Origin of the sequence: Leptospira alexanderi serovar Manhao 3 str. L 60 (genome assembly GCF_000243815.2) — a bacterium.
Classification (GTDB): domain Bacteria; phylum Spirochaetota; class Leptospiria; order Leptospirales; family Leptospiraceae; genus Leptospira; species Leptospira alexanderi.
This window is the reverse complement of record NZ_AHMT02000015.1, coordinates 60,001-80,649: the sequence shown is the minus strand read 5'-3', so window position 1 is coordinate 80,649 and position 20,649 is coordinate 60,001. Positions and strand designations below refer to the sequence as shown.

Here is a 20,649-nt window from a genome sequence, read left to right as displayed (position 1 = left end):
CGTTTACTCTTTGGAAATTAAATCTTCGAAATACTTTCTTGTTTTTCCCGAAAGGAGGGCCTCCCAAGCGACTCTATAACCTTGTTCGATTGTTTTTACCTTTCCCATCACAAAAAGCCCCGCTCCCGCGTTCAAAGCCACCGCGTGTGTTCCCGCGATCGGCTCGGAATTCAAAACTCTTCTGGCCAAAATTTCCGCATGTTCACTGGAATCGGCGTATACTTCCTCTCTTTTTAAGGAAGAAAGTCCAAGAGTCATAGGATCAAAAGAATGACGACTGATAACATCATTCTCTAAGAGAGTATAATCTGTGGTCTGAAAGATTGAAAATTCGTCCAGACCATCCCGAGAATGACAAACCAAAGCCCGTTTTAAACCTAGGGATTGTAAAACCTTAATGAACAGTTCCATCAATTCCGGCTGGTAAACTCCGATGATCTGAAATTGCGGGGAAAACGGATTGGAAAGAGGACCGATCATATTGAACACGGTTCTAAATCCGAGTTCTTTACGAACCGGCCCCGCATACTTCACAGACGGATGCCACATCGGCGCGAATAAAAATGTAAACCCGTGATTTATGAGATGTGCTTCCACTTCTTCCTGAGTCGTTTCGGTCTGATATCCAAGACGAGCGAGAATATCACTCGAGCCAGTATGAGAGGATACGGAACGATTTCCATGCTTGGCAATCTTAACTCCCAAAGAAGCAAGAGTGATCGCGGAAAGTGTACTGATATTGATCGTGCCTTGGCCGTCCCCGCCGGTTCCGCAGGTATCCAAAAGATCAAAAGGAAATACTGTCTTGGGTTTGAGCGCATTCTTACGAAGAGCGAGTGTACAACCGAGAACCTCATCTACAGATTCCCCATTGGCACGCATCGCGGTTACGAAAGAAGAAAGAAGAATTTCGGAAACCTCTCCTTTCATTACACGATTCATAAAGGATTCGGCCTCTTCGGCGCTGAGATGTTTGCGTTCGATCAGTTTAAGAACGATTGCTCTTGGTTCCATTTTTTTGAAACATCCTTTTGATATGGGAAGGTTGAAGAACCTTACTGTTGGTTACGAGATAACGAATTCCGGAAATCACGGTGATCGCGGTAGTAATGAGCATTCCCCAATAAGGAACGAAAGTTCCCAAACCGAAAATAACGTCTCCAAGTCCGGCGTTCTTGTCCAGATTTTGGAAAAAATAAACCGCGTTTCCAGTAGCGATCTCAAACACTGTGAGACCGCTCGTTTTTCCGGAAGCATATGCCTCGTTGATCAAAATTCTCTTTTTGCTCGAAACCAAAATAAAAAATATGAGGATCAAAAGGATGGCCCCCATCTGAAATGCGGTCTTGACCTTTCCGAGCATCGTAGTTCGGATCGACTGTCCCTGACGGATCGCCAAATAACGAAGACTCGTGATAAGCATATCCCGTCCTATGATCAGACAAACCATCCAAAACTCGATTTGTTCCTGCAAAAATATAAACGTAATAAAACAACCCGTTACGATGATCTTGTCGGCGAGAGGATCCAGAAATTTACCGAACTCGGTTTCCTGATTCCATTTTCGGGCAAGATAACCGTCGATCAGATCGGTGAGAGAAGCCGCGGAAAAAAGTACAAGAGCGGCTATATGATATTCCAGCTCTTTCTGGAATAGAAACCATACGAAAAAAGGGACCGCTACGACGCGAAGTATCGTGAGAAGATTAGGAATATTGAAAATAGATTTATTCATTTAGAAATCCAGGTTCCGTTCATATCGTATTCGTAAAAGGAATCAATCCGTACTTTTCCGATCATACCCGGAATCAGGGAAACGTCGTCCACATACACGACCTCATCCATTTCGGGGGCGTCCTGGAATCTGCGGACAACGGCCTGGCCGTCTTCGACAGAATCTACAATCGCATCGTAAGTTTGACCGATACGAGATTCGTGAATCTCCTCCAAGATCGACAAGTGCGCATCCCGGATCAGATTGATTCGTTTCGATTTTTCTTTTTCAGGAACAGTTTGTTTTAACTCCGCGCCTTTGGTTCCTTCCTGCGGAGAGTAGGAAAACAGATTTACCTTTTCAGGTCTCGTTTCTTCAATAAATCGCAGAACCTGATCCACGTCATCCGGTTCTTCTCCGGGATAACCGATGATAAACGAAGTCCGAATTTCGAGACCGGGTTTGACCTCTCTCGCCAAGGCAAAAAGATCCTTGAAAGCGGAACTCTCCCCGACTCGATTCATCAACTTCAGAATTTTGGAAGATACATGTTGCAAAGGAGATTCCAGATACGGAGCGATTTTCGGAGTTTCTCCCATTAGACGAATCAACTTTTCGGTTTTTTTATCCGGATACAAATACAAGAGCCTTAAAATTTCCAGAGAATCGATCTCTGCAACTTTGCGGACCATATCCAAAAGGACTTCGGAATCCCTTCCGTAATATACGGTGTCTTGGGAAACCAGACAAATTTCTTTAGCGCCCGCACGGATCGCACGGTCCGTATCCCGAAGAATATCTTCCACGGGAGATTCCCGAAACTTACCTCGAAAGGAAGGAATAATACAAAACGAACATCCACGGTTACAACCGTCGGAAACCTTCACATAGGCGTACGGTTTGGAATAATTTTCGATCCCGGAAGATAGTTTCAATCTTTCTAATAGACTATCGTTGAATTCGCGTTTCGGAGGGGAAAGGTCCGGAAATTTTTCCCGCAGTATTTTACCAGCTTGTGCATATTTGCCCGTTCCGAAAAACAGATCCACTTCCGGAATTTCAGAACTGATATTGTCCGGATATCGTTCCGCAAAACAACCTACTACGACCAGTTTCTGGTGATTTTGTTTTTTGACCTGGGCCGCAGACAAAATTGTCTGAATCGTTTCTTCCGTAGCCGATTGAATGAAAGTGCAAGTATTGATGAAATGAAAATCGGACTCTTCCGCAAAAGTGGCCGGAGTAAATCCCTCTTCCAAAAGAGAATGATGCATGCTCATTGAGTCCGCGGTATTTTTGGGACAACCGAGAGTGGTGATGTAGAACTTCTTGTCCAAAAAATCCTATTCTCCCAACTCCTTGATGATGGACTGAGTACTATCATAAGGGTTCTGCGTTTTCACGAATATTTTCTTCACGAGTTTTCCGGGGCGCCCTAAGGTGATCTTAGGTTTTCCGTTTTGAATCATCTCCACGGCGGAACCGTCTCCCACTTTCAGTTCAAGACGATCTTTTGCCTCTAGACTTTTGGTTTCATTCGCTTGGACAAGACCTCTAAATCCCATCTGACCGTCGATGATAAATTCCGCATAACTCACCTTGTTGAAAAACAGAGTCACTTGGATTGGAACGTCGCCTAACGTTTTAGTGTTGTCTATCGTATTGTTCTTGTTTTCCTGTTTTTGTTCCTCTTCGCTTAACGTTACAAGAACTTTTGCGGAATTTTCAGTCACGGCCTGCGCGATGATTCGAACATTACGTCTAAGACTAGAAATTTCCGGAATTGTATAACTCAGGACTTTTTCTTGCCCCTCATTCAGACGGAATTTATACACGGTGAGTTCGGGATATACGTTAAATGCGAGGACCGCCGTATTTAAGGCCCCTCCCTTTTCCACGGAGTCGATAAACAGTTTACACTGTTGATTGCTCACGGAAAAACTCACTCCTTTATCGGGCGTGAGAATAAAGGACTCGCTTCGGTTTTCCGGAATGGAGCGGGTAAGGAAATCGATGTTTTCGGGGATATCCAGTTTTTTACCGGATTCCTCTACTGCATCGTCCCCGGAAGAAGGGTCTATAAAACTATCGATGATGAGGTATGCAGAAATAAGGATGATCAATACGGACGCAATCGTAAAAATCTTGTTCTTATCCACATTGATTTTCGTATAATACGAAGTGGTCGGACGAGTCAGCTCTTCGAGCGGGGCTTGGGATTCTTCGATCTTTTCTCCCCGATACAAGTTGATCAATTGTCCGGTATCGAGCTTGAGATAACTTCCGTAATTTTTCAAAAAACCCATGGTGAAAGTTTCACCCGGAAACTGGGAATAATCCTCGGTCTCGAGCGCAAGAATGTATTTCACGGAGATATTGGTTTCTTTTGCTACATCTTTGACACTGAGTTTTTTTTCTTCTCTCGCCTCGCGGAGAATTTGCCCTACTCTTTTCTGATTCAAAGTTTCTCTCCTTCTAGAACTTAGGGTTATTGTTCCGACACAAGCGGGTTGTTTATAATTTTTGCGTTTCCGCCGATATGAAAGTTGAACTGTCCGTCTTCCAGATCCGGATTGATTTCCAAGTTGGAAAATTCGACCGTAGTTTCCTTTCCTCTTCCGTCGCTTGCGACCGCTTTCTGAATAAAATACGTTTCCGCATCCACGTAAAGGAGCATGGTTTCGAAACCGCCTATTTTTTCCCTTTGTTCCAAATTGAGTACGAAGTATTTACGTCCATCCTTGGAAGAAGTTTGCGGTTGTTCAATCGAATCGAACTTATAGTGGTACTTTCTAAAAATTCTGGAAAGGCCTTCATCCGTAAAACTGGAAAAGATTGGACCGGATTTATTCGATTTATTGAGTGTAAGATCCTGTTTTCCCACTGCATTCAGTCGGGCTATATAGATATACAAAGTTTTTCCGTCGGAAACGATCTCATCCCCGGAAGGATCACTAAATTGATATCGAATTCTTCCGCCTTTTTTGTAAAGACAGACCCCTCTCATATTTTTGCTCTTTCTATTGGAAACGGTTTGGATCTGAAAATTGGCCTTGTAGGAATTCAGATCATTGAACTTCTTCTTCACCTGTTTAACGACTTCGGAAGGAGAATTCCAATTATGCGCGGGTTGCGCCAGAAGAGAGGACTCTAAGACTAAAAATAAAATATAAAAAGAGAGAATGATTGTTTTTTTCATGAGAAAAACCGGATCTCCCGGGATTTTTTTACTAACATCGGATACCTTGGAAACCTTGTCACTTTCTAAAATTTGGGCCGACCCCGATCTGTCGAATTTTGATTCCAAGACAATTTCGTTCGAAGGATTGCCCATGCGGCTCTCTGTGAAATCCAACCGAAAATCCGGACCGGGTTTAGAGAGCACAAGTCCGGGTTTTTGTCATCGGCAACGTTGAGAAGCTCGTAGCCTATTTGCGCGAAACAATGCCGGGACATTTCTGCAATTTTTTTCACCGGACGAAGTTATGCGAAAAAATTTTCTTATTTGAATTTTCATGAAAAATAGTTTTAGAATATATAAAATGGTAATTGTAAAGATAATAAGAAAGATATTTATGTAGATCTCTTTCGGCAAATTTTAACTCTTTCTTTTTTGTTGAAGTGGAATTACCTTCGTCAGATTGAATTAATTTTTCTAGTTCTTTCGACATCAACTCCCTTAAAAAAAATTTGGTTGGGCGGAGTTTTAACTTAATGAAAGGAGAATTCGGGTTATCTCGAATATCTACGTAAATTCTAACCGCGATAGTTGCCACGAGTTCTTCCTTTAGAACTTACCTGTATATCATACCCTTTTTCTTTTCCAATTTCCCATATTTCAATATGAGTTAGAGGTCGATTAGATTCTTTCAAAACCTTTAGAGTTGTTGAAAAATTAATTCCCCATCTATTTCTGTTTCATTGAAATGGACAGTTGAAGCGGTTTTGTTAATCTGAACTATGGAATTTTTCAACAATTCTTTTATAGATAATTCATACTTATCCTAATATTTTAATAAATGTCGTCTAACGTTATTTTTTGGGAAATTATTTTAAACGACAATCGTCTAAACCACCCTTTCTCGAAGCACAATCGGGCGGATCTTTACACAAATGAACAACGATTATGCGAAAAAATTCTCAGGGCTAAATCAAAAAATCTGATTGTAGTTTCAAGGAAACGATCCGATCAACCCGCTCTTAAGATTTCTCTTCCTTTCGAACCGATCTGAGGGCTGACATATCCCCGTTCTTCCATCAATTCCATCAAACGTGCGGCCTTATTGTAACCTATCCTCATTCTTCGTTGCAAATAACTTGCGGAAGCTTTACGATCGGTTCGAACGATCTCCCAAGCTTGTTCGAAAAGTTGTTCGTCCTCTTCATCCACCGTCGAACTTTCCGTTTCTTCGTCCAGATCGAAATCCACATAAGAAGGTTTGCCGAACTTGCGCGCCTCTTCCACAATCTTCTCGATCTCTTCCTCCGAAACATACGGAGATTGAATTCGAATCAAATCCGCGGCGGTCGGAGACTTATAAAGAAAATCTCCTTTTCCTAAAAGGGACTCCGCGCCGTTTTGATCCAAAATAATCTTAGAATCCGTTTTCTGAGCCACATGAAAAGCCATACGTGCAGGACAGTTGGCCTTGATGAGACCGGTGATCACGTCCACGGACGGACGCTGTGTCGCCATAATAAGATGAATCCCCACCGCTCTGGATTTTTGAGTGATTCGAGTGATCGCGTCTTCTAAATCCTTACCCGAAACCATCATCAGATCCGCAAGCTCGTCGATAAAAATGACTATATACGGCATCTTTTTGTAGCCGTCCCGATGTGCGCCCTGTTCCACTTTCTCATTATACGTTTTAAAATCGCGGCATTTGAGTTTGGAAACGGAATGATACCGGGCCTCCATTTCCTGAATCGCCCAAGCTAAGGCACGAGTCGCCTTTTTCGGATCGGTGATAACGGGCATCAACAGATGTGGGATATCCTCATACAAAGTGAGTTCCACCATCTTCGGATCGATCATGATAAAACGGACTTCTTCCGGAGAAAGATGTACCACCAAAGAAGAAATCATGGAATTTAAACAAACTGATTTACCGGAACCAGTCGTTCCTGCAACAAGCAAGTGCGGAAGTTTATTTAGATCGATGCCGACTAACTTTCCGGAAATATCTTTTCCAATTAGAATGGAAAGATCCTTTTTCGGACGAAGACTTAAATTTTGATGTAAAATATCTCCGAGAAACACGTCTTCTCTTATGCTGTTCGGAACCTCAATCCCAATCGTGGACTTACCCGGAATCGGAGCTACGATCCGGATATTCTTTACCGCTAGATAAAGACGAAGTTCGTCCGAAAGGGAAGTAATTCTTCCGAGTTTGACTCCCAAAGGCGGAGAGAGTTCATAACGTGTGATGATCGGTCCACGTTCCATAGAAACGACTTGAGATTCGTACCCATATTGGCGAATGATCTCTTCGATCTTACGCGCTACTTTGTCCGATTCTATCTTAAATAAAGGATCTTGAATTTTCGTAGTAGTCGTTTTCAAACTTTTAAGAGGAACGTGATAGACGGAACGTTTGGACCGGACTTCTGGAACGAGAGTCACAGATGGCAAAGCCGATTCTATCTTATCTTCCTTTTTTTCCGAAGAAAAACTTGAGGACAAATCAGTATGATCCATCAAGGAAACATTCCGAGATTTTGAAGCGACGGAGGTTTCTATGTTTTCGGGAGAAGTTTCCCCCTGAGAGAATTCCGAATCCAAGATTTTCTTTTCTTCGAAAGATTCCTCCAAAACTTCTTTAGAATCTAAAGTAATGCGTTCTTCTTTAGAAAATTCTTTTTCGAATCCGGAATTCCCGGTCGTTCCAGTTTCTTTGAACGAATCTTCCTCCTTGTCCCGTATTTCTTCCGATGGAACAAAACGATCCGTTTGATCCAATTCGTTTCTTCTGCTCGAATCGGAAGAATCGATTTCCTTAGAAGAAGGAGAGACTAACGTAACATTAGGTTTTATACCCGAAGAATCGAAAGTTCTAAAATCTATGATTTCCCAACCGGAAGATGTTTCCGGAAAGGTCTTTTGTTCCCGAATTTTTTCCGAAAGGGAAGGAGAAACGGATTGAAAACGAAACACCTTACCCTGTTCTTCGAAGTTTCCGGTAAAAGCTCCCCGATTTTGAAAACGAATCCGAGAAGTTTCCGAAGTCACCATGGAACTCACATCTACCTTCGATAATAGATCGGAAAGCCTACCTTCTTTTCCAAAAGTGGAATGAAGCGCATCCCGTAACGGAGATGTTTCTTTTTGTCCCTGAGTTTGTTTGTGAGGAAGTGTCTCTTGCTGAAACTGTTTCGGAGAATGTATTGTATGAGCAGAAAACCAAGGAAGATTAGTTCTCCTTCTTTGAAATTTTTCAACCGCCGATTGAAAAAGAGATCCGAGATTTTCTCCACTCTTTCCGAAACCGTATTGTAATCCTTTCCTGTATTTTGCCCCCGCCGTTCCGAGAATCCTCCCCACGAAATGAAGAGGTGATTCGTTTAACAAAAGTATTAAACCGTAAAAATAAAAAATGAGATGAATGAGAACCTTACCGGTCGTACCGAAAACAAATTCCAAACCCGAAGAAAGAAGTTGCCCCGCAAACCCGCCTTGGGATGCGAAAGGAATCGTAGAAACATGTCCGGTGATTTGAAGGGTTATGGCGAAACATAATAAAAATATGGGAAGAGACAAAAGTCGATTCGTTAATTCCAATCCTTCTTTGACAAGTCGAAGCGCCCCGAGACCGATCATAAAAAATCCGGGCAAAAACGAGGCCGCTCCGAACATAAAAAACATTCCATAAGAAATATAGAATCCTAATCGCCCAAAAAAGTTGCGCTCTACCCCATGCTCTCCCGCATCGAAGGAACCCAAAGACAAAGTCAGTATAATCCCGGCAAAGAGTAATACATAAGGAAGAATCATCTTTCCATTTTGCAAATTCCAGGTAGATTTGAGGTCTTTGGATTCCATATTTTTTCTATCGGGATAAATTCCGAAAAAGAAAAGAGACTTAATTTCGATTTTTTGGAAGTAAAAAAAGAACCGATTTTCTTTCGACTTTGCGTCAATTCAATCCTACGTTTTTTATTTTTTGAAACCATGAATCATTCCCTTCACTTGAATTGTGTACGCATCCGACACAGAACGTTTTGGAAAACCGTCGGAACTCCGACAGAAAAATCAAGGTTGTAAGTCCGTGGTATCTGAATACTGCCGACCGGAAAACCAAAATAGGAATGTGGAAACTACTGTATTTTTAAACGACGGGAAAAACCATCAATACGACAGTTTCTATGGAGCTACTACATTTTTTTAGAAACTTGCCGGACGTTTAGGATACTTTTTGAGGTTTTGGGATTGGTTCTAAGGTAAAAATAGAAATAATAAAAGAAAACTATTTCAAGAAAGAATATGCTCGTAAAACAGGCAAGATGGACATGGAAGGAAAATCAATTGACTAACATTCAAATCAATACTTCGTCGCAAGAGTTTCATTTACATTAAAAAACGAGAAATTTAATAAACTTAATATTCAAGCTCGTTGCAAACAAACCGACTTTGTTAGCTTATTTTTTTATAGAAATGAGAGCCGTTAAAAACTAGAAGCTATCTCAAAAACATCTTAGAATAATTGGAATCAACGTTTCAAACAAAGATAAAGGTGAGATAGCTTCTAATAAGAGTTGTATAATAGAGCGTCAATCTGCATCTAAAAGTCGGATTTGCGTGGTAGTGTCAGCAATCCTGTGTAAATAACTTTCTTAAAACGAATCCAATTTCAATCGATCTCCGAAAAGAATCGCAAACTGGTTCATCGCTTGAACTCGAGCGACTCGGCTCTCTAAGGATCGCTCGTCATCCCAATCTTGAATCGGCATGGTCCATTTTTTAGACATATTATTCAAAGCTAAATAGAGAAGCTTGATTGCCGCCTCATCGTTCGGAAACGAACCCCGATTCTTGATAATCTTTCTTAAGCCCATATTCATGGATTCGATAGCATTTGTAGTGTATATCGCCTTACGAATGTTAGGTGGATAGGCCAAAAAAGGAATCACCGAATCCCAATTACTTCTCCAAGACTTGCTGATCATCGGATATTGACTGTCCCATTTGGTTGAAAAATCATCAAGGCTTTTCTTAGCAATTTCTTCCGATGGAGATTTGTAGATGGCCTTTAGGTCGACTACCAACTCTTTCCTCTGTTTGTAAGAAACCCATTTCAAAGAATTCCTAACCATAGGAACGATACAAAGTTGAACTTGTGCATTAGGAAAAACTGATATGATTGTATCCGGAAATCCTTTCAATCCGTCGACACAAGCAATTAAGATATCTTCAACGCCTCGATTTTTTAAATCGGTTAAAATCTGAAGCCAGAACTTTGCCCCTTCGGTGCGTTCTATCCAGATCCCAAGAATCTCCTTTGTGCCCTGTAGATTGATTCCTACTGATCTCTACATAAAGGAGTACCGCCAATTTTAGCACAAATCCCCGTTTAGACGCAGAATTTTGGACACTCTATTATGTAGATTGATTCCTAAAGCCAAATAGAAGGCTTTGTTCACGACGTGGTTGCCATCTCGAACCTTCACGATCAACGCATCCATGATGAGAATCGGATACACTTTATCCAAGGGGCGATTCTGCCATTCGATCACTGTTTCCATTACGGAATCCGTTACTTGAGAAATTAAATCCGTCGAGACTTCAACTTGATAAATTTCTTTCAGGTGTTGAGATATTTCTCGAGTTGTCATTCCACGAGAATACATCGAGATGATCTTTTCATCGAAGCCGGTAAATCGTGTCTGTCCTTTCCGGATTATCTGAGGTTCAAAGCTTCCGTTTCTATCTCGAGGAACTTCCAAGTCAATTGTCCCAAAGTCTCCTTTGAGCTTTTTGCTACTTTTTCCATTTCTTGAATTGCCTGTGTTATTTCCAGTCGAGGAATTTTTCTCATACCCAAGATGATGCGTCATCTCTCCTTGCATCGCTCGTTCAACAAGTGATTTGGTGAGTTGTTTTAAGAGGCCTTCGTTTCCGATCAGCTCTTCGGGGGTTTTACCTTTGATTAATTCATCGAGTAGTTCTTCCGCTCGATTCTTCGGTTTGCTCATACTGCTTTATCCTTGTTACTTTTTCTTTTTTCACAAGTCATTTACACAATCGAGATGACACCCTCGGGCATTCAAAAAAGGGAATTTAGACGCAAATGCCGCGAAGGAAATACTCAGAATGGAAGGAGAACCGTTGCAAACGGAGGACTTTTATCCTACTTCCTCGAATATGGGCTCGGTATGTCTTCATGCCACCGGCCCAATTACGCCTAACGGAACTACAGCTTCTTTAGTCGCCGAATTGAAACCGAATCTTTCTAAAAACCGTTTTTGGTTTACCGGAACTTCGATTCCTACCATTTCTTTTTTTCTGCCAGCGGGGTTTTCAGGAACGAGTTTTTTAGAAAAGAGTTTTGAACAACCCGGTTCTAAATTGGATACTTCCCTTTGGTGGACCCACGAGAAGTTCTACAGAAAGATCCAGCGTATTTATCCCGATGCCAAAAGACTCGTGCAACCTCGGATTGCCGCTTTGGAAAAAGAATGGATTTTGGAATTGAAAAAGTTGGAAAAAATTCAAACCCAACTCAAGCATTGGATCTTTTGAGTAAAAGAGCCGTTAAGACGGCTCTTCAAGAATATAGGTTTTGGGGAGAGAATTTGTTAATCGAACTGAGAAAAAATCGACCTAAAAAAACATTCGCGCCCTTCTATAGACTGCAGTGGACTTACTGGAATCGAAAAGCGGGCATCATAGTCTCTTAGCGTTTGCCTTACGAATTCTCATATTGATCAATTCCACACCAAGTGAAAAGGCCATGGAAAAATACACGTATCCTTTCGGAATGTGAAAGTGAAGCCCGTCCGCAAATAACATCGCACCTATCATGATCAGAAACGAAAGTGCCAAAACTTTCATCGTAGGATGTTCGTTGATGAAATCGCTGACCGTTCCGGAAAAGACGAGCATAACGATCATTGAAAGAATAACAGCCGCTACCATTACTTGAAACTGGCCAGAGAGCCCGACCGCGGTCACGATCGAATCCACGGAAAAAATGATGTCAAGAAGAATCAATTGAAGGATTATTCCCCAGAAAGAGATTTTTTCCTTTTTGGGCTTTTCCTCTTCGATTCCTTCCACTTTACCGTGGATTTCACTTGTACTCTTTGCGATTAAAAACAGACCACCTCCCAGCATGATCAAGTCTCTGCCTGAGATTGCAAAATCGGCGATAGTGGTAAGAGGCGCAGTCAAGGATGCGATCCAGCTGACTGCGAATAACAAGCCGATTCTAAATCCCAGAGCTAACGTGAGACCGAGATTTCTTGCTTGGTTTTGTCTATTTTTGGGAAGTTTACCGGAAACGATCGAAAGAAAAACAATATTATCGATTCCAAGAACGATTTCCATCAGGGTAAGGGTCAGAATTGCGACAACTTTATCGAGTGTGAGTAGTTCCATGCAGATGCAATTAATTTTTCGAAAACGAAGAAATCAATCGATTTACAAAGGAATTTAAGGGGGCATACTTGTAGGTATGAAGTTTCTTCCGGAAAGTTTCGAAACGAGAGAAGCGGTCGGAATTCATCTGAGGAATAAGACAATACTACCTTGTTTACCTCCCCGTCCCAGTCTTTTGGTATTTTTAAGACATTCGGGATGTATCTTCAGTCGGGAGGCGATTGCCGATTTGAAGGAAATTTTCGAAACCTGTCTTTCTTATCCGCCGATCCTGTTTTTTTTCCGGGAAATTTAGGAGACTGTGAAAGATTCTTTGAAGGAGTTTGGAAAGACGCTTGTGTCGTTTCCGATCCCGAAACAAAATTCTATCAAGACTTGGAACTAAAAACCGCCAACATAGTTCAACTTGCAAGTCCCGAAGTATTGATTGGAACCGCAAGAGCCGCACTCAAAGGACATTTTTACGGAATCCCGGGAAGCAACACATTGCAGATGCCCGGAGTGTTTCTTGTGGTTCGGGATCGTATCGTATGGGAACATAGATACAGACATATAGGAGATCATCCCGATTGGAAAAATCTACCGGGGGTGACACTTTTACCGGGACCGGAATTCAATCCTGGAGTTTTACCCGCTTAGTTTTAACGGACGACCGTAACCGAACAAGTCGCGTGATGGACGATCCGATCCGAAACCGAACCCACTAAAAATCTTCCCACCGCGGAAAGACCTCTCGAACCGATTACGATCATATCATAATTTCCTTTTGAAGCTGTTTCTACGATTGTGTCCGCGGGGTAACCTTCCAGAACCAGACGATCCCATTTGAGGTCGGGAGACTCATCCAAAGGAGAATGAATCTTTTCGAATCTTTGTTCCGAAATCCATTTCACTCTATCTTTTCCTTCGGGAGCTTTTTCGTAATAACCGGGGAGAGGGCCGAATTCTTCGATAACTTCCAAAACCGTAAGATTCGCGTTTGCCGCTTTTGCGATAGCGATTGCCACTTCCAGAGCCTTTTTGGAACTCTCCGAACCGTCTACGGGGACTAAGATTTTTTTGATGAATCTTTGCATATTTTTTCTCTTTCTCTTCGCAAGAAGTGTAATCCTCCTAAAGCCGTTTTCCAATCAAAAAATTAGGAATTTTAGACTTGTAAGACTCGATTTTGAACAACCGGAGAATAGGGATTCCTATAAAAACTTGGACAAGTAAGACTTGAAACGGATTTTTTTAGCCATGCAACAAAAAACTGACTTAGATCGTATATTCATAAATTCTTATTTAGAATACAAAAACTTTGGCAATTCGAAAGCTTTGATAGAGCAAGCTCACTTTTGGATTCGTAGAATCGCGGTTCGTAAATGTTCTTTAAGCGAGGACGGACGGAACGAGGTTTTGCTCAAGTTCATTCAAAAAATAGAATATTTTTCGGAACTTTACGAGACCCGAGGATTCAAAAATTTTTCCGCGTATGCTATCGTATTTTTAAAGCATCTCATATTGAATCAGTGGAAAAAGGAAATTCAATCTTTAAAAACGGAACCGTTCTTTCTGGAACCGGACGGCTTGCCAGGATCGGTCGTTTACGAACCCGACTATAGAACGGAGATTCCTCAGGATAGAATTTTCCTGCGAGAAATTTTACGAACTTTTGACCCAAGAGGCGTTCTGATACTCAAACTCAAACACAATTTGTTTCTGGAAAGAAAGGAAATTCTACTTTTGAAAAGTATACTTTCCGTATCCGGAAATTCGGTTCAGGATTTTTTAAAGGAAAGAATGGAGAAAAGATTTATAGCTCGCAGCCAAGAATTGGCCCTTTTGGAAAGGATGGAAGTGTCTCATCAAATTCTTTTTTCCAAACGGGAAAACGCCGCGAGTTTTTCTTCCAAGGCAAAACAAAAACTTAGGAAAAAACTTTTGAGAGTCGAAATGATTTATACCTACGATGAAATTTCTCGTTGGTTCGGCTGGAAGCATTCCGTAATCAAAAGATTATATTTACAAACTATGAATTCTTTGAAAAATTCTCGTAAAGACTTGAAGTTTGTCACATTTCCGAATGAGAAAAAAAAGTCTGCGTAACTAACGTGAGTTCGTGGAGAAAATGAGAAAGAATTTTCTAAAAGTAGAAATTCCTACAATTTCAGAATTTGTACGTAAAATCGCGATTGGTTGTAGTTCCCACATTTTAAGAATAGATTTACATTGTTGTCATGGGACCTCCTTCTCCTGACAACTTTTTCTAGGACGCTACACTGAAATCTGATCCCTGAAATCTATCCACTAAAACCCTGACGAACACAAATTTCGTTTTAACTTTCGCACAACAATTCAAAGTTCAGAAGAACTTTTTCGTAGGATATCGTGAATTGAGGAGAACTAATCATATAATCAGCCGTGGAACGATTACAAGCCATGGGCACATTATAAAGCACCGCGATCCTGAGTAAGGCTTTTACGTCCGGATCATGAGGTTGAGCGGTAAGCGGATCCCAAAAGAAGACAACAATATCCAGTTCCCCTTCCGCGATTTTAGCTCCGATCTGTTGATCTCCTCCCAACGGTCCGGAAAGAAACCTGGTAACCGGAAGTCCTGTTTCTTCGCTTATCAATTTTCCCGTCGTTCCCGTTCCGAATAGACGATGTTTAGAAAGGATTTCCCTATGGGCTTTGACCCAGGATACCAAATCCTCTTTGCGATTATCGTGTGCAACGAGTGCAATCCTCTTGGTTGCTGGTACCGAAACTTCTTTCATTTTTTATCACTCTTTCTTGTTTATTTTCGATCTAATTTTTTGATGACGCAAATTTCAGACCAATCCTAAATTGACCTAGAATATTTTTTTCAAAGTCAATCCGTGATTTTTTTCGCGCTTTTTCTTTGTTCCGATCTCAGATGAAGCATTCTTTATGTTACTTTAGATTTCTTACAATTTTAATTCTTTTGTTCCATTCTCCCTTTTTACTCAGAAGCGAACAAGCGCCAAATGAGAAGAAGATCGAAATTTTGATCCCGGACGGAAGCGACGGAGAATCCAATTGGGGAAAAGATTCTCTTCAATTCGAAGACCTGGACATCTTGGGAGACGCAAGCGAGGAAAATTCCAAAAGTCTTTTCGAAAAAGCGAAAGAAAGTTTCCTAAACTCCATAGATCGTTTTAAAAAAACGAACGACCTCGTAAATGCGAAACGGAAAGAATTCGACCAACGAACCTTCGAAGCGGATCGTTACGAATGGCAAAAGAAAAATAGACGCGAAAATTTTGAAAGATCTCTTGCAAGAGACCTAAACAAATCCAGATCGGATTCCATTCATCTTTTAGTTTCCTCGATGAATTCTTTGGAAAGAATTCAAAATCCGAAGGTCAAGGACACCGAAACGTATCGCGATCTACAGGCAAACGTCTATAGAGAATACATCAAACACCAACTTGCCTTAAAAAATTTTCTACAAGCCATGGATCTTTTGGAAAGATATATTCAAATCGGAAACAAATACTACGAAGACTCGGAAGCCCATGGTTTTCTTGCAAATTGTTACGAAAGAGCGTACCGCCTTTCCAAAAAAAATCGGGACGACCAAGCTCAGGAAAAATACGATATTCTCCGGAAAAAACACGGACTCTTATATGCGGAATTTAAATTCGGAAAGAATTCCGCGGATTATCAGGAATTTTCCAAAGAACTTTTTAAAGACTAAAAAAATTAAGTTTTGTCCCTACCATTCGGACGCATGAAAAGAATACCGTAATAAGTTTGTTTCAAAATTTAGAATATTAGATTTTCTTGAAAAAAAGCCAACAATTCTGGATTCGGCGCGATTTTGTGAGCGCTTCTATGTCTTTGCAAAAACCGTTACTGAATTCCGAGACGTTTTTTCAGATTTCGATTCTCTTCGATCAGATCTTTGATCTCTTTTTCAGTGTATGCAAAAAGACGATCCTGAGCTTCGAGAATTCTATCCATCTTGATCTCTTCTATATGAGAATAGTTTAACGCTTGTTCGGTCGCCTTTTTAAAATCAAGAGCATCTTTCAATTCCTGAGTTTTCATGGAATCCAAGATCTCGGAAACCTTCAGACGTTCGTGAAGAGCGAGTAACTCCTTGTTCTTAAGTTCGTTCACTCTTTCCAGGGCTTTATTGATTTCCTCGTTGTTCTTCTTGACTTTGGATTCGAATTCCAAAATGGCTTGTAAGGCTTCATTCGCTTTAGTCGCATCTTTGTATTCTTTTTGAGCAAGTTCGAAAACCCCTTCAAAAAATCCGATGTTCGTCAAACAACTATTACCAATTTCGTTTGCGGCAAGTTTATAAAATTCGGATTGAATTGTCCTATCTAAGATAAGTCTTAAATTTCTCGGATGAACCGGATGTTCGAGGACTTCGATCTTACTGTTTTCAGGAACGGTTCTGCTGATCTTCTCAGCGTCGTCGGAATAAACCAAGATTAAACTTGCGTAGGGATGAAGTTCGAATTTTCTGATAAATTCTCGAATCTCATTCCATTCCCCCAAACCTACGGAAAGGAAAAAACATGAATATCGGACTTCAGTAAATCAATCGCACCAAGGTCGTCGAGAGAAACCTTACTCAATTCGATATTAATGCGAGGATGTTTCCAAATTTGAATCGGGAACTCTTTCCCTGAAGTAAGATGCCAAATGATTGCGTTTTTCTGACTCATTATATTCATTCTAACACTAACCGACTAATCCCCAGGTCAGGGACCTCTTTTTATGATCTTTTTTATTTTTCCCCATATACTTAAACTTTCCAATCTCTTTGTCAATTTTGATTTTTGATCAGAAATTCTATCCAAAACCTTTTGAACCGGTTTCGGCAGATCCATGTCGGTTCTTTTGATCATAACGTTGATACTCAAAAGCGCGATCAAAATATTGGCACTCCAAGGACCAATCCAGTCAGGAACCTTATCGTTATAGGAAATCGTACTCCCCAAGGTAAAAAATGTAAAGTAGATCATTAGGAAAACGACTGCAAGCGTAAAACTCATTCCTTTTCCGGAACGTTTGACTACGAGCCCCAAAGGGAATGAGATAAAGAAAAAAATCAAACAAGAAATCGGCATCGCGATTCTTCTGTGAATTTCCACGTTAAAATCCGTTAAGACCTTTTTACCCTGTTGCATCAAAGCCATCAACTGGGTCAGAACGGAATATTGTTGAGTCATCTGATCCGGCGTCAAAGTTCCGTTAGCCGCTCCCATGGCGAGATCGATCTTCATCTGCTCCACCATTTGCTTTAATCCGACTAAACCTTTTATCTCTACACCCATTTCTTTTAAGGTTTCAAGTCCCGGAATTTTTTCAAGACCTTCGCTTTCTATGTTATTTCGAATCTGAAAGAGGACCGGCATAGAGAAGGTTTCCGGTTTTACGTTTAACTCCAAGGTCTTCTTTTCCTTCCCTTTAGGAATATTATAATCCATATCTCCGTTTCTAAAATCGGTAACGGAAAAACTCTTCCGATCATCGCTCCATTCCAAGATCCAACCGTCTTTAAGGCGAATGGATTTTTCGTATTCTCCGTCGGGTCCGATTTTCTCCACGAGATTTCCCCTACCCGCGTTGATGATCTGAATGATCCGAGAGCCACCCATCGGAATCATCTTTCCGCCGAGATTGAAGTATTCGTTTCCTTCGAGAAAAATTTCCCATTCTCGGATCTGAACCCCTTTGAGTTGACCTGTGTCGGAATTCATTCCGTCCGTATACATTGTGCGGGCGCGTTTTTCGAAAAGGTCCTGCGTTTTATCTCCACTGAATTGTCCCGGAGTGATCGCAAGCAAAGGATTATACGCAAGAACCCATTTGTTGAACTCGTTCATCTTTCTCGTATTTTCGGGAGAAAGATAGAAGTTCAGATAAGCCACGACCAGAGCCATCACCAAGCCGAACGCAAGAAAGTTAATATAAATTCTCGGGAAGCTGACTCCCGCAGAACGAATCGCTGTGATTTCCGAATCCCCTGAAAGTCTTCCAGCGGCCATGATTCCACTCATCAAACAGGCCATCGGAATTGTCATCGGAAGAGTATTGGCAAGAAGATAACCGAAGTAATCCAAAAGACGAAGCGGGTCCACTCCCTTTCCCACAAAAAGACCGATCATCTTTTGCAGAGCGAGAACCATATAAACCATAGTAAAAAATGCAAGAGCCACTAAAAACGGGGAAAGGATTTCCCCTAAAATATAACGATTCAAAATCGGAATCACCATATAAAACTTACGTTTGTCCGTATGAACCTTAAAGTCGGGAGGAAGGTCCTCTACGCCGCTCAAACGAACGGTTCTCAGATCTTTTCCGGTGTTTGCCGAACTACTGGAACCGGAAGTGTTCCGATTCGAGCCGCTTTTTGTTTCAGAGCTCGCGCCGCGATTGGAGATGGTTGTTTTATCGTCGGAACCCCGACTTGCCCCCGTCGTCCGACTCGAACTCGTGTCGCTCTTGGACTTTGCGTTTTTTTTCGGAGAAGAAGAATCGCCATTCTTCTTTAAAGAGGAAATTTTTTTTGTCTTCGAATCGTTGTCGGAGAATTTTTTTAACTTTGATTCCTTGTCGGGAGAATTCGATTCGGTTGAGGACGCGCGTTCCGTCCGCTTTTTAGCGGAGGCTTTTTTCCGATTGTCGCCATTCTTCAAGCAAGGATCCTTCCTTTCAGAGTCGCACTGGTCGCGCTTTCGATTTGAACACCAACCGTAACGCCGATCATATCGACGGCGTTTTTATCTTCGGGAAGAGGAAACACCGTCATTCTTCCGCAAGGAGTTCTACCGCAGAGTTGTTTCTCCGACTTGCGGGAAGTGTTTTCAATCAAAATGGAATATACTCTTCCGATTCGAGCGCGATTTTGTTCGTGGGAAATTGAAGTCTGTAGGTCGACGAGTTTGGTAAGTCTTGCGGACTTTGTTTCTTCGGGAACGTTGTCGGGAAGTTTCTTTCGAGCCATCGTACCTTCACGCTCGGAATACTTGAACATGAACGCCATATCGAATTGCACTTCACGAACGACCTCGAGAGTGTCTTCAAATTCCTCGTCGGTTTCATTCGGAAAACCTACGATGATGTCAGTCGTAATTCCCACATCGGGAACGATGTTTCTGATTTCACGAACCACATCCAAAAATTCTTCTTTGGAATAAGAACGTTTCATTTCTTCCAACACTCTCGTGTTTCCCGCTTGCAAAGGAAGATGAATGTTCGGACAAAAACGGGGATTCTCCGCCATCAACTTCAGAAGATGAACCGGAAAGTCCTTCGGGTGCGGGGAAGTAAAACGGATTCTTTCGATGGAAGTTTCATCGAGGAGCATCTGGATCAAACCGGCAAAATCCCGTCCTTGTTCTTTGTAAGAATTTACATTCTGTCCCAATAGAGTGACCTGACGAATTCCCTTCTCCGTGAGGTCCTGAATTTCTCGGACGATACTTTTTGGATCCCTACTTCTTTCCCTTCCTCGAGTATAAGGAACCACACAGAAAGTACAAAAATTATTACAACCTCTCATGATGGTGACAAAGGCTTGGATTCCGTTGACGACCCTTGGTTCGATTTCGTCGTAGGTTTCGATTTTCGAAAGACGGGTGAGAGAGATGGAATTCTCCCCGCTTCGAATTCTTTGGATCAGTTCGGGAAGGCTTCTGTAATTATCCGGTCCTACGACCAAATCGAGGGGAAGCTCCTGATGGAAAAGATCGTCTCCTAAATTCTGAGCCATACACCCTAGAACTCCGATGACAAGTTTCGGGTTCCTTTTTTTCAGATATCCGAGCGACTGAAGGCGGTTGTAAATTTTTGCGTGGGCATTCTCCCTGATCGCACAAGTGTTTAAAAAGATAATGTCGGAATTCTCCGGGTCGGGAGAAGAAGAATATTCAGCGTCTTTCATCAAACTGGAAACGATTCCGGAGTCGTATTCATTCATTTGACAGCCATATGTCTCAATATAGACTTTTCCTGTCTTTTTTTCCAGTTCCAGAACGCTCATAGGACTGAATTTCTGCTTGCAGGACCGGCTGTAAAGGGGTTTTCCATAGATAGGAGAAAGGGACCTATCGGACAAAAAGTCGGAATTTCCTTTCAAAAAATCCCATGGCAGTGAATACCAAACTGGATTATTATAGGCTTTTGGATGTTTCCCGGAATTCCGACTTCGAGAAAATCGAAACCGCGTATCGGGAGTATTTGGAAAAACTGGAGTCAGATCCTTGGAATCCTTCCAGGGAATTGGATCGGGAAGAAGGAACCCGAGCCTACCTGACCTTAAGTTCTCCGGAATCGAGAGAAGAATACGATAAAACTCTAAACTATG

14 protein-coding genes and 5 pseudogenes (1 of these 19 only partly in view) are annotated in these 20,649 nt (G+C 41.6%); 5 read left to right on the top strand and 14 right to left on the bottom strand.

The features are described from left to right. Positions 1-3: 3 nt before the first annotated feature. The 8 genes and pseudogenes from trpD to LEP1GSC062_RS04210 all read right to left on the bottom strand — a co-directional run bounded on the left by trpD (position 4) and on the right by LEP1GSC062_RS04210 (position 10,906). Positions 4-1,014 carry an anthranilate phosphoribosyltransferase gene (trpD, locus tag LEP1GSC062_RS04250; protein ID WP_010578551.1) on the bottom strand — a complete coding sequence of 337 codons (1,011 nt, stop codon included), beginning with the start codon at positions 1,012-1,014 and terminating at the stop codon, positions 4-6. After that, a complete protein-coding gene (pgsA, locus tag LEP1GSC062_RS04245; protein WP_010578552.1) occupies positions 989-1,735 on the bottom strand; it encodes a CDP-diacylglycerol--glycerol-3-phosphate 3-phosphatidyltransferase in 747 nt (248 codons plus the stop codon). Before pgsA ends, trpD begins: the two co-directional genes overlap by 26 nt. Next, on the bottom strand, positions 1,732-3,051 hold the full coding sequence (gene rimO, locus LEP1GSC062_RS04240) for a 30S ribosomal protein S12 methylthiotransferase RimO (RefSeq protein ID WP_010578553.1): 1,320 nt from the start codon (positions 3,049-3,051) through the stop codon (positions 1,732-1,734). Before rimO ends, pgsA begins: the two co-directional genes overlap by 4 nt. A gap of 6 nt (positions 3,052-3,057) precedes the next feature. Continuing rightward, positions 3,058-4,176: a helix-turn-helix domain-containing protein gene (locus LEP1GSC062_RS04235; RefSeq protein ID WP_004497571.1), complete on the bottom strand. Its 1,119-nt coding sequence runs from the start codon at positions 4,174-4,176 to the stop codon at positions 3,058-3,060. A gap of 26 nt (positions 4,177-4,202) precedes the next feature. After that, on the bottom strand, positions 4,203-5,048 hold the full coding sequence (locus LEP1GSC062_RS04230; protein ID WP_020983510.1) for a LolA family protein: 846 nt from the start codon (positions 5,046-5,048) through the stop codon (positions 4,203-4,205). A gap of 154 nt (positions 5,049-5,202) precedes the next feature. Further along, positions 5,203-5,614, bottom strand: a pseudogene (locus LEP1GSC062_RS04225) (HTH domain-containing protein); the annotation flags it as partial. Positions 5,615-5,903: 289 nt separating this feature from the next. Beyond that, complete coding sequence (locus tag LEP1GSC062_RS04220; protein WP_039941121.1) at positions 5,904-8,756, bottom strand: DNA translocase FtsK; 2,853 nt, start codon at positions 8,754-8,756, stop codon at positions 5,904-5,906. 791 nt (positions 8,757-9,547) lie between these two features. Next, positions 9,548-10,906: pseudogene (locus tag LEP1GSC062_RS04210) on the bottom strand (IS256 family transposase). A 73-nt stretch (positions 10,907-10,979) separates the two neighbouring features. Here LEP1GSC062_RS04210 and LEP1GSC062_RS04205 point away from each other — a divergent pair. Further along, positions 10,980-11,611 (top strand): annotated as a pseudogene (locus tag LEP1GSC062_RS04205) (acyl-CoA--6-aminopenicillanic acid acyltransferase); the annotation flags it as partial. Here LEP1GSC062_RS04205 and LEP1GSC062_RS04200 read toward each other — a convergent pair. Beyond that, positions 11,598-12,311, bottom strand: coding sequence for a TerC family protein (locus tag LEP1GSC062_RS04200; protein WP_010578559.1), 714 nt, complete (start codon positions 12,309-12,311; stop codon positions 11,598-11,600). The pseudogene LEP1GSC062_RS04205 and the gene LEP1GSC062_RS04200 sit on opposite strands and share 14 nt — an antisense overlap. Positions 12,312-12,387: 76 nt before the next feature. Between LEP1GSC062_RS04200 and LEP1GSC062_RS04195 the strand changes: the two are divergent. After that, positions 12,388-12,950, top strand: a pseudogene (locus LEP1GSC062_RS04195) (SelL-related redox protein). Positions 12,951-12,952: 2 nt separating this feature from the next. Here LEP1GSC062_RS04195 and LEP1GSC062_RS04190 read toward each other — a convergent pair. Then, complete coding sequence (locus LEP1GSC062_RS04190) at positions 12,953-13,387, bottom strand: universal stress protein (RefSeq protein ID WP_010576050.1); 435 nt, start codon at positions 13,385-13,387, stop codon at positions 12,953-12,955. A gap of 163 nt (positions 13,388-13,550) precedes the next feature. Between LEP1GSC062_RS04190 and LEP1GSC062_RS04185 the strand changes: the two genes are divergently transcribed. Continuing rightward, positions 13,551-14,399: a hypothetical protein gene (locus LEP1GSC062_RS04185; protein WP_020983549.1), complete on the top strand. Its 849-nt coding sequence runs from the start codon at positions 13,551-13,553 to the stop codon at positions 14,397-14,399. A 230-nt stretch (positions 14,400-14,629) separates the two neighbouring features. Here the strand turns inward: LEP1GSC062_RS04185 and LEP1GSC062_RS04180 are convergent, their stop codons facing one another. Continuing rightward, a complete protein-coding gene (locus LEP1GSC062_RS04180) occupies positions 14,630-15,073 on the bottom strand; it encodes a methylglyoxal synthase (protein ID WP_004505577.1) in 444 nt (147 codons plus the stop codon). A 140-nt stretch (positions 15,074-15,213) separates the two neighbouring features. Between LEP1GSC062_RS04180 and LEP1GSC062_RS04175 the strand changes: the two genes are divergently transcribed. Further along, positions 15,214-16,017, top strand: coding sequence for an FcpA-related putative periplasmic flagellar protein (locus LEP1GSC062_RS04175; RefSeq protein WP_010578562.1), 804 nt, complete (start codon positions 15,214-15,216; stop codon positions 16,015-16,017). A gap of 155 nt (positions 16,018-16,172) precedes the next feature. On the opposite strand, the pseudogene LEP1GSC062_RS04170 reads toward LEP1GSC062_RS04175, so the two are convergent. The 3 genes and pseudogenes from LEP1GSC062_RS04170 to miaB all read right to left on the bottom strand — a co-directional run bounded on the left by LEP1GSC062_RS04170 (position 16,173) and on the right by miaB (position 20,325). Further along, a pseudogene (locus LEP1GSC062_RS04170) lies at positions 16,173-17,002 on the bottom strand (hypothetical protein). 36 nt (positions 17,003-17,038) lie between these two features. After that, positions 17,039-18,844: an LptF/LptG family permease gene (locus LEP1GSC062_RS04165; protein WP_425268426.1), complete on the bottom strand. Its 1,806-nt coding sequence runs from the start codon at positions 18,842-18,844 to the stop codon at positions 17,039-17,041. Positions 18,845-18,975: 131 nt separating this feature from the next. After that, positions 18,976-20,325, bottom strand: coding sequence for a tRNA (N6-isopentenyl adenosine(37)-C2)-methylthiotransferase MiaB (gene miaB / locus LEP1GSC062_RS04160; RefSeq protein ID WP_039941185.1), 1,350 nt, complete (start codon positions 20,323-20,325; stop codon positions 18,976-18,978). Positions 20,326-20,429: 104 nt separating this feature from the next. On the opposite strand from miaB, the gene LEP1GSC062_RS04155 reads away from it, so the two are divergent. Next, a protein-coding gene (locus tag LEP1GSC062_RS04155; protein ID WP_010578565.1) for a J domain-containing protein crosses the window boundary here: on the top strand, positions 20,430-20,649 show its start. It continues 410 nt past the right edge of the window; 220 of the gene's 630 nt are visible here — the first part of the coding sequence; it begins with the start codon at positions 20,430-20,432; the stop codon falls past the right edge of the window.

What these genes read in the sequence shown, in the direction of transcription:
- trpD (WP_010578551.1), bottom strand. Translation starts at nt 1,014, where the DNA reads ATGGAACCAAGAGCAATCGTTCTTAAACTGATCGAACGCAAACATCTC.
- pgsA (WP_010578552.1), bottom strand. Translation starts at nt 1,735, where the DNA reads ATGAATAAATCTATTTTCAATATTCCTAATCTTCTCACGATACTTCGC.
- LEP1GSC062_RS04230 (WP_020983510.1), bottom strand. Translation starts at nt 5,048, where the DNA reads ATGGGCAATCCTTCGAACGAAATTGTCTTGGAATCAAAATTCGACAGA.
- LEP1GSC062_RS04220 (WP_039941121.1), bottom strand. Translation starts at nt 8,756, where the DNA reads ATGGAATCCAAAGACCTCAAATCTACCTGGAATTTGCAAAATGGAAAG.
- LEP1GSC062_RS04200 (WP_010578559.1), bottom strand. Translation starts at nt 12,311, where the DNA reads ATGGAACTACTCACACTCGATAAAGTTGTCGCAATTCTGACCCTTACC.
- LEP1GSC062_RS04190 (WP_010576050.1), bottom strand. Translation starts at nt 13,387, where the DNA reads ATGCAAAGATTCATCAAAAAAATCTTAGTCCCCGTAGACGGTTCGGAG.
- LEP1GSC062_RS04185 (WP_020983549.1), top strand. Translation starts at nt 13,551, where the DNA reads ATGCAACAAAAAACTGACTTAGATCGTATATTCATAAATTCTTATTTA.
- LEP1GSC062_RS04180 (WP_004505577.1), bottom strand. Translation starts at nt 15,073, where the DNA reads ATGAAAGAAGTTTCGGTACCAGCAACCAAGAGGATTGCACTCGTTGCA.
- LEP1GSC062_RS04175 (WP_010578562.1), top strand. Translation starts at nt 15,214, where the DNA reads ATGAAGCATTCTTTATGTTACTTTAGATTTCTTACAATTTTAATTCTT.
- miaB (WP_039941185.1), bottom strand. Translation starts at nt 20,325, where the DNA reads ATGAGCGTTCTGGAACTGGAAAAAAAGACAGGAAAAGTCTATATTGAG.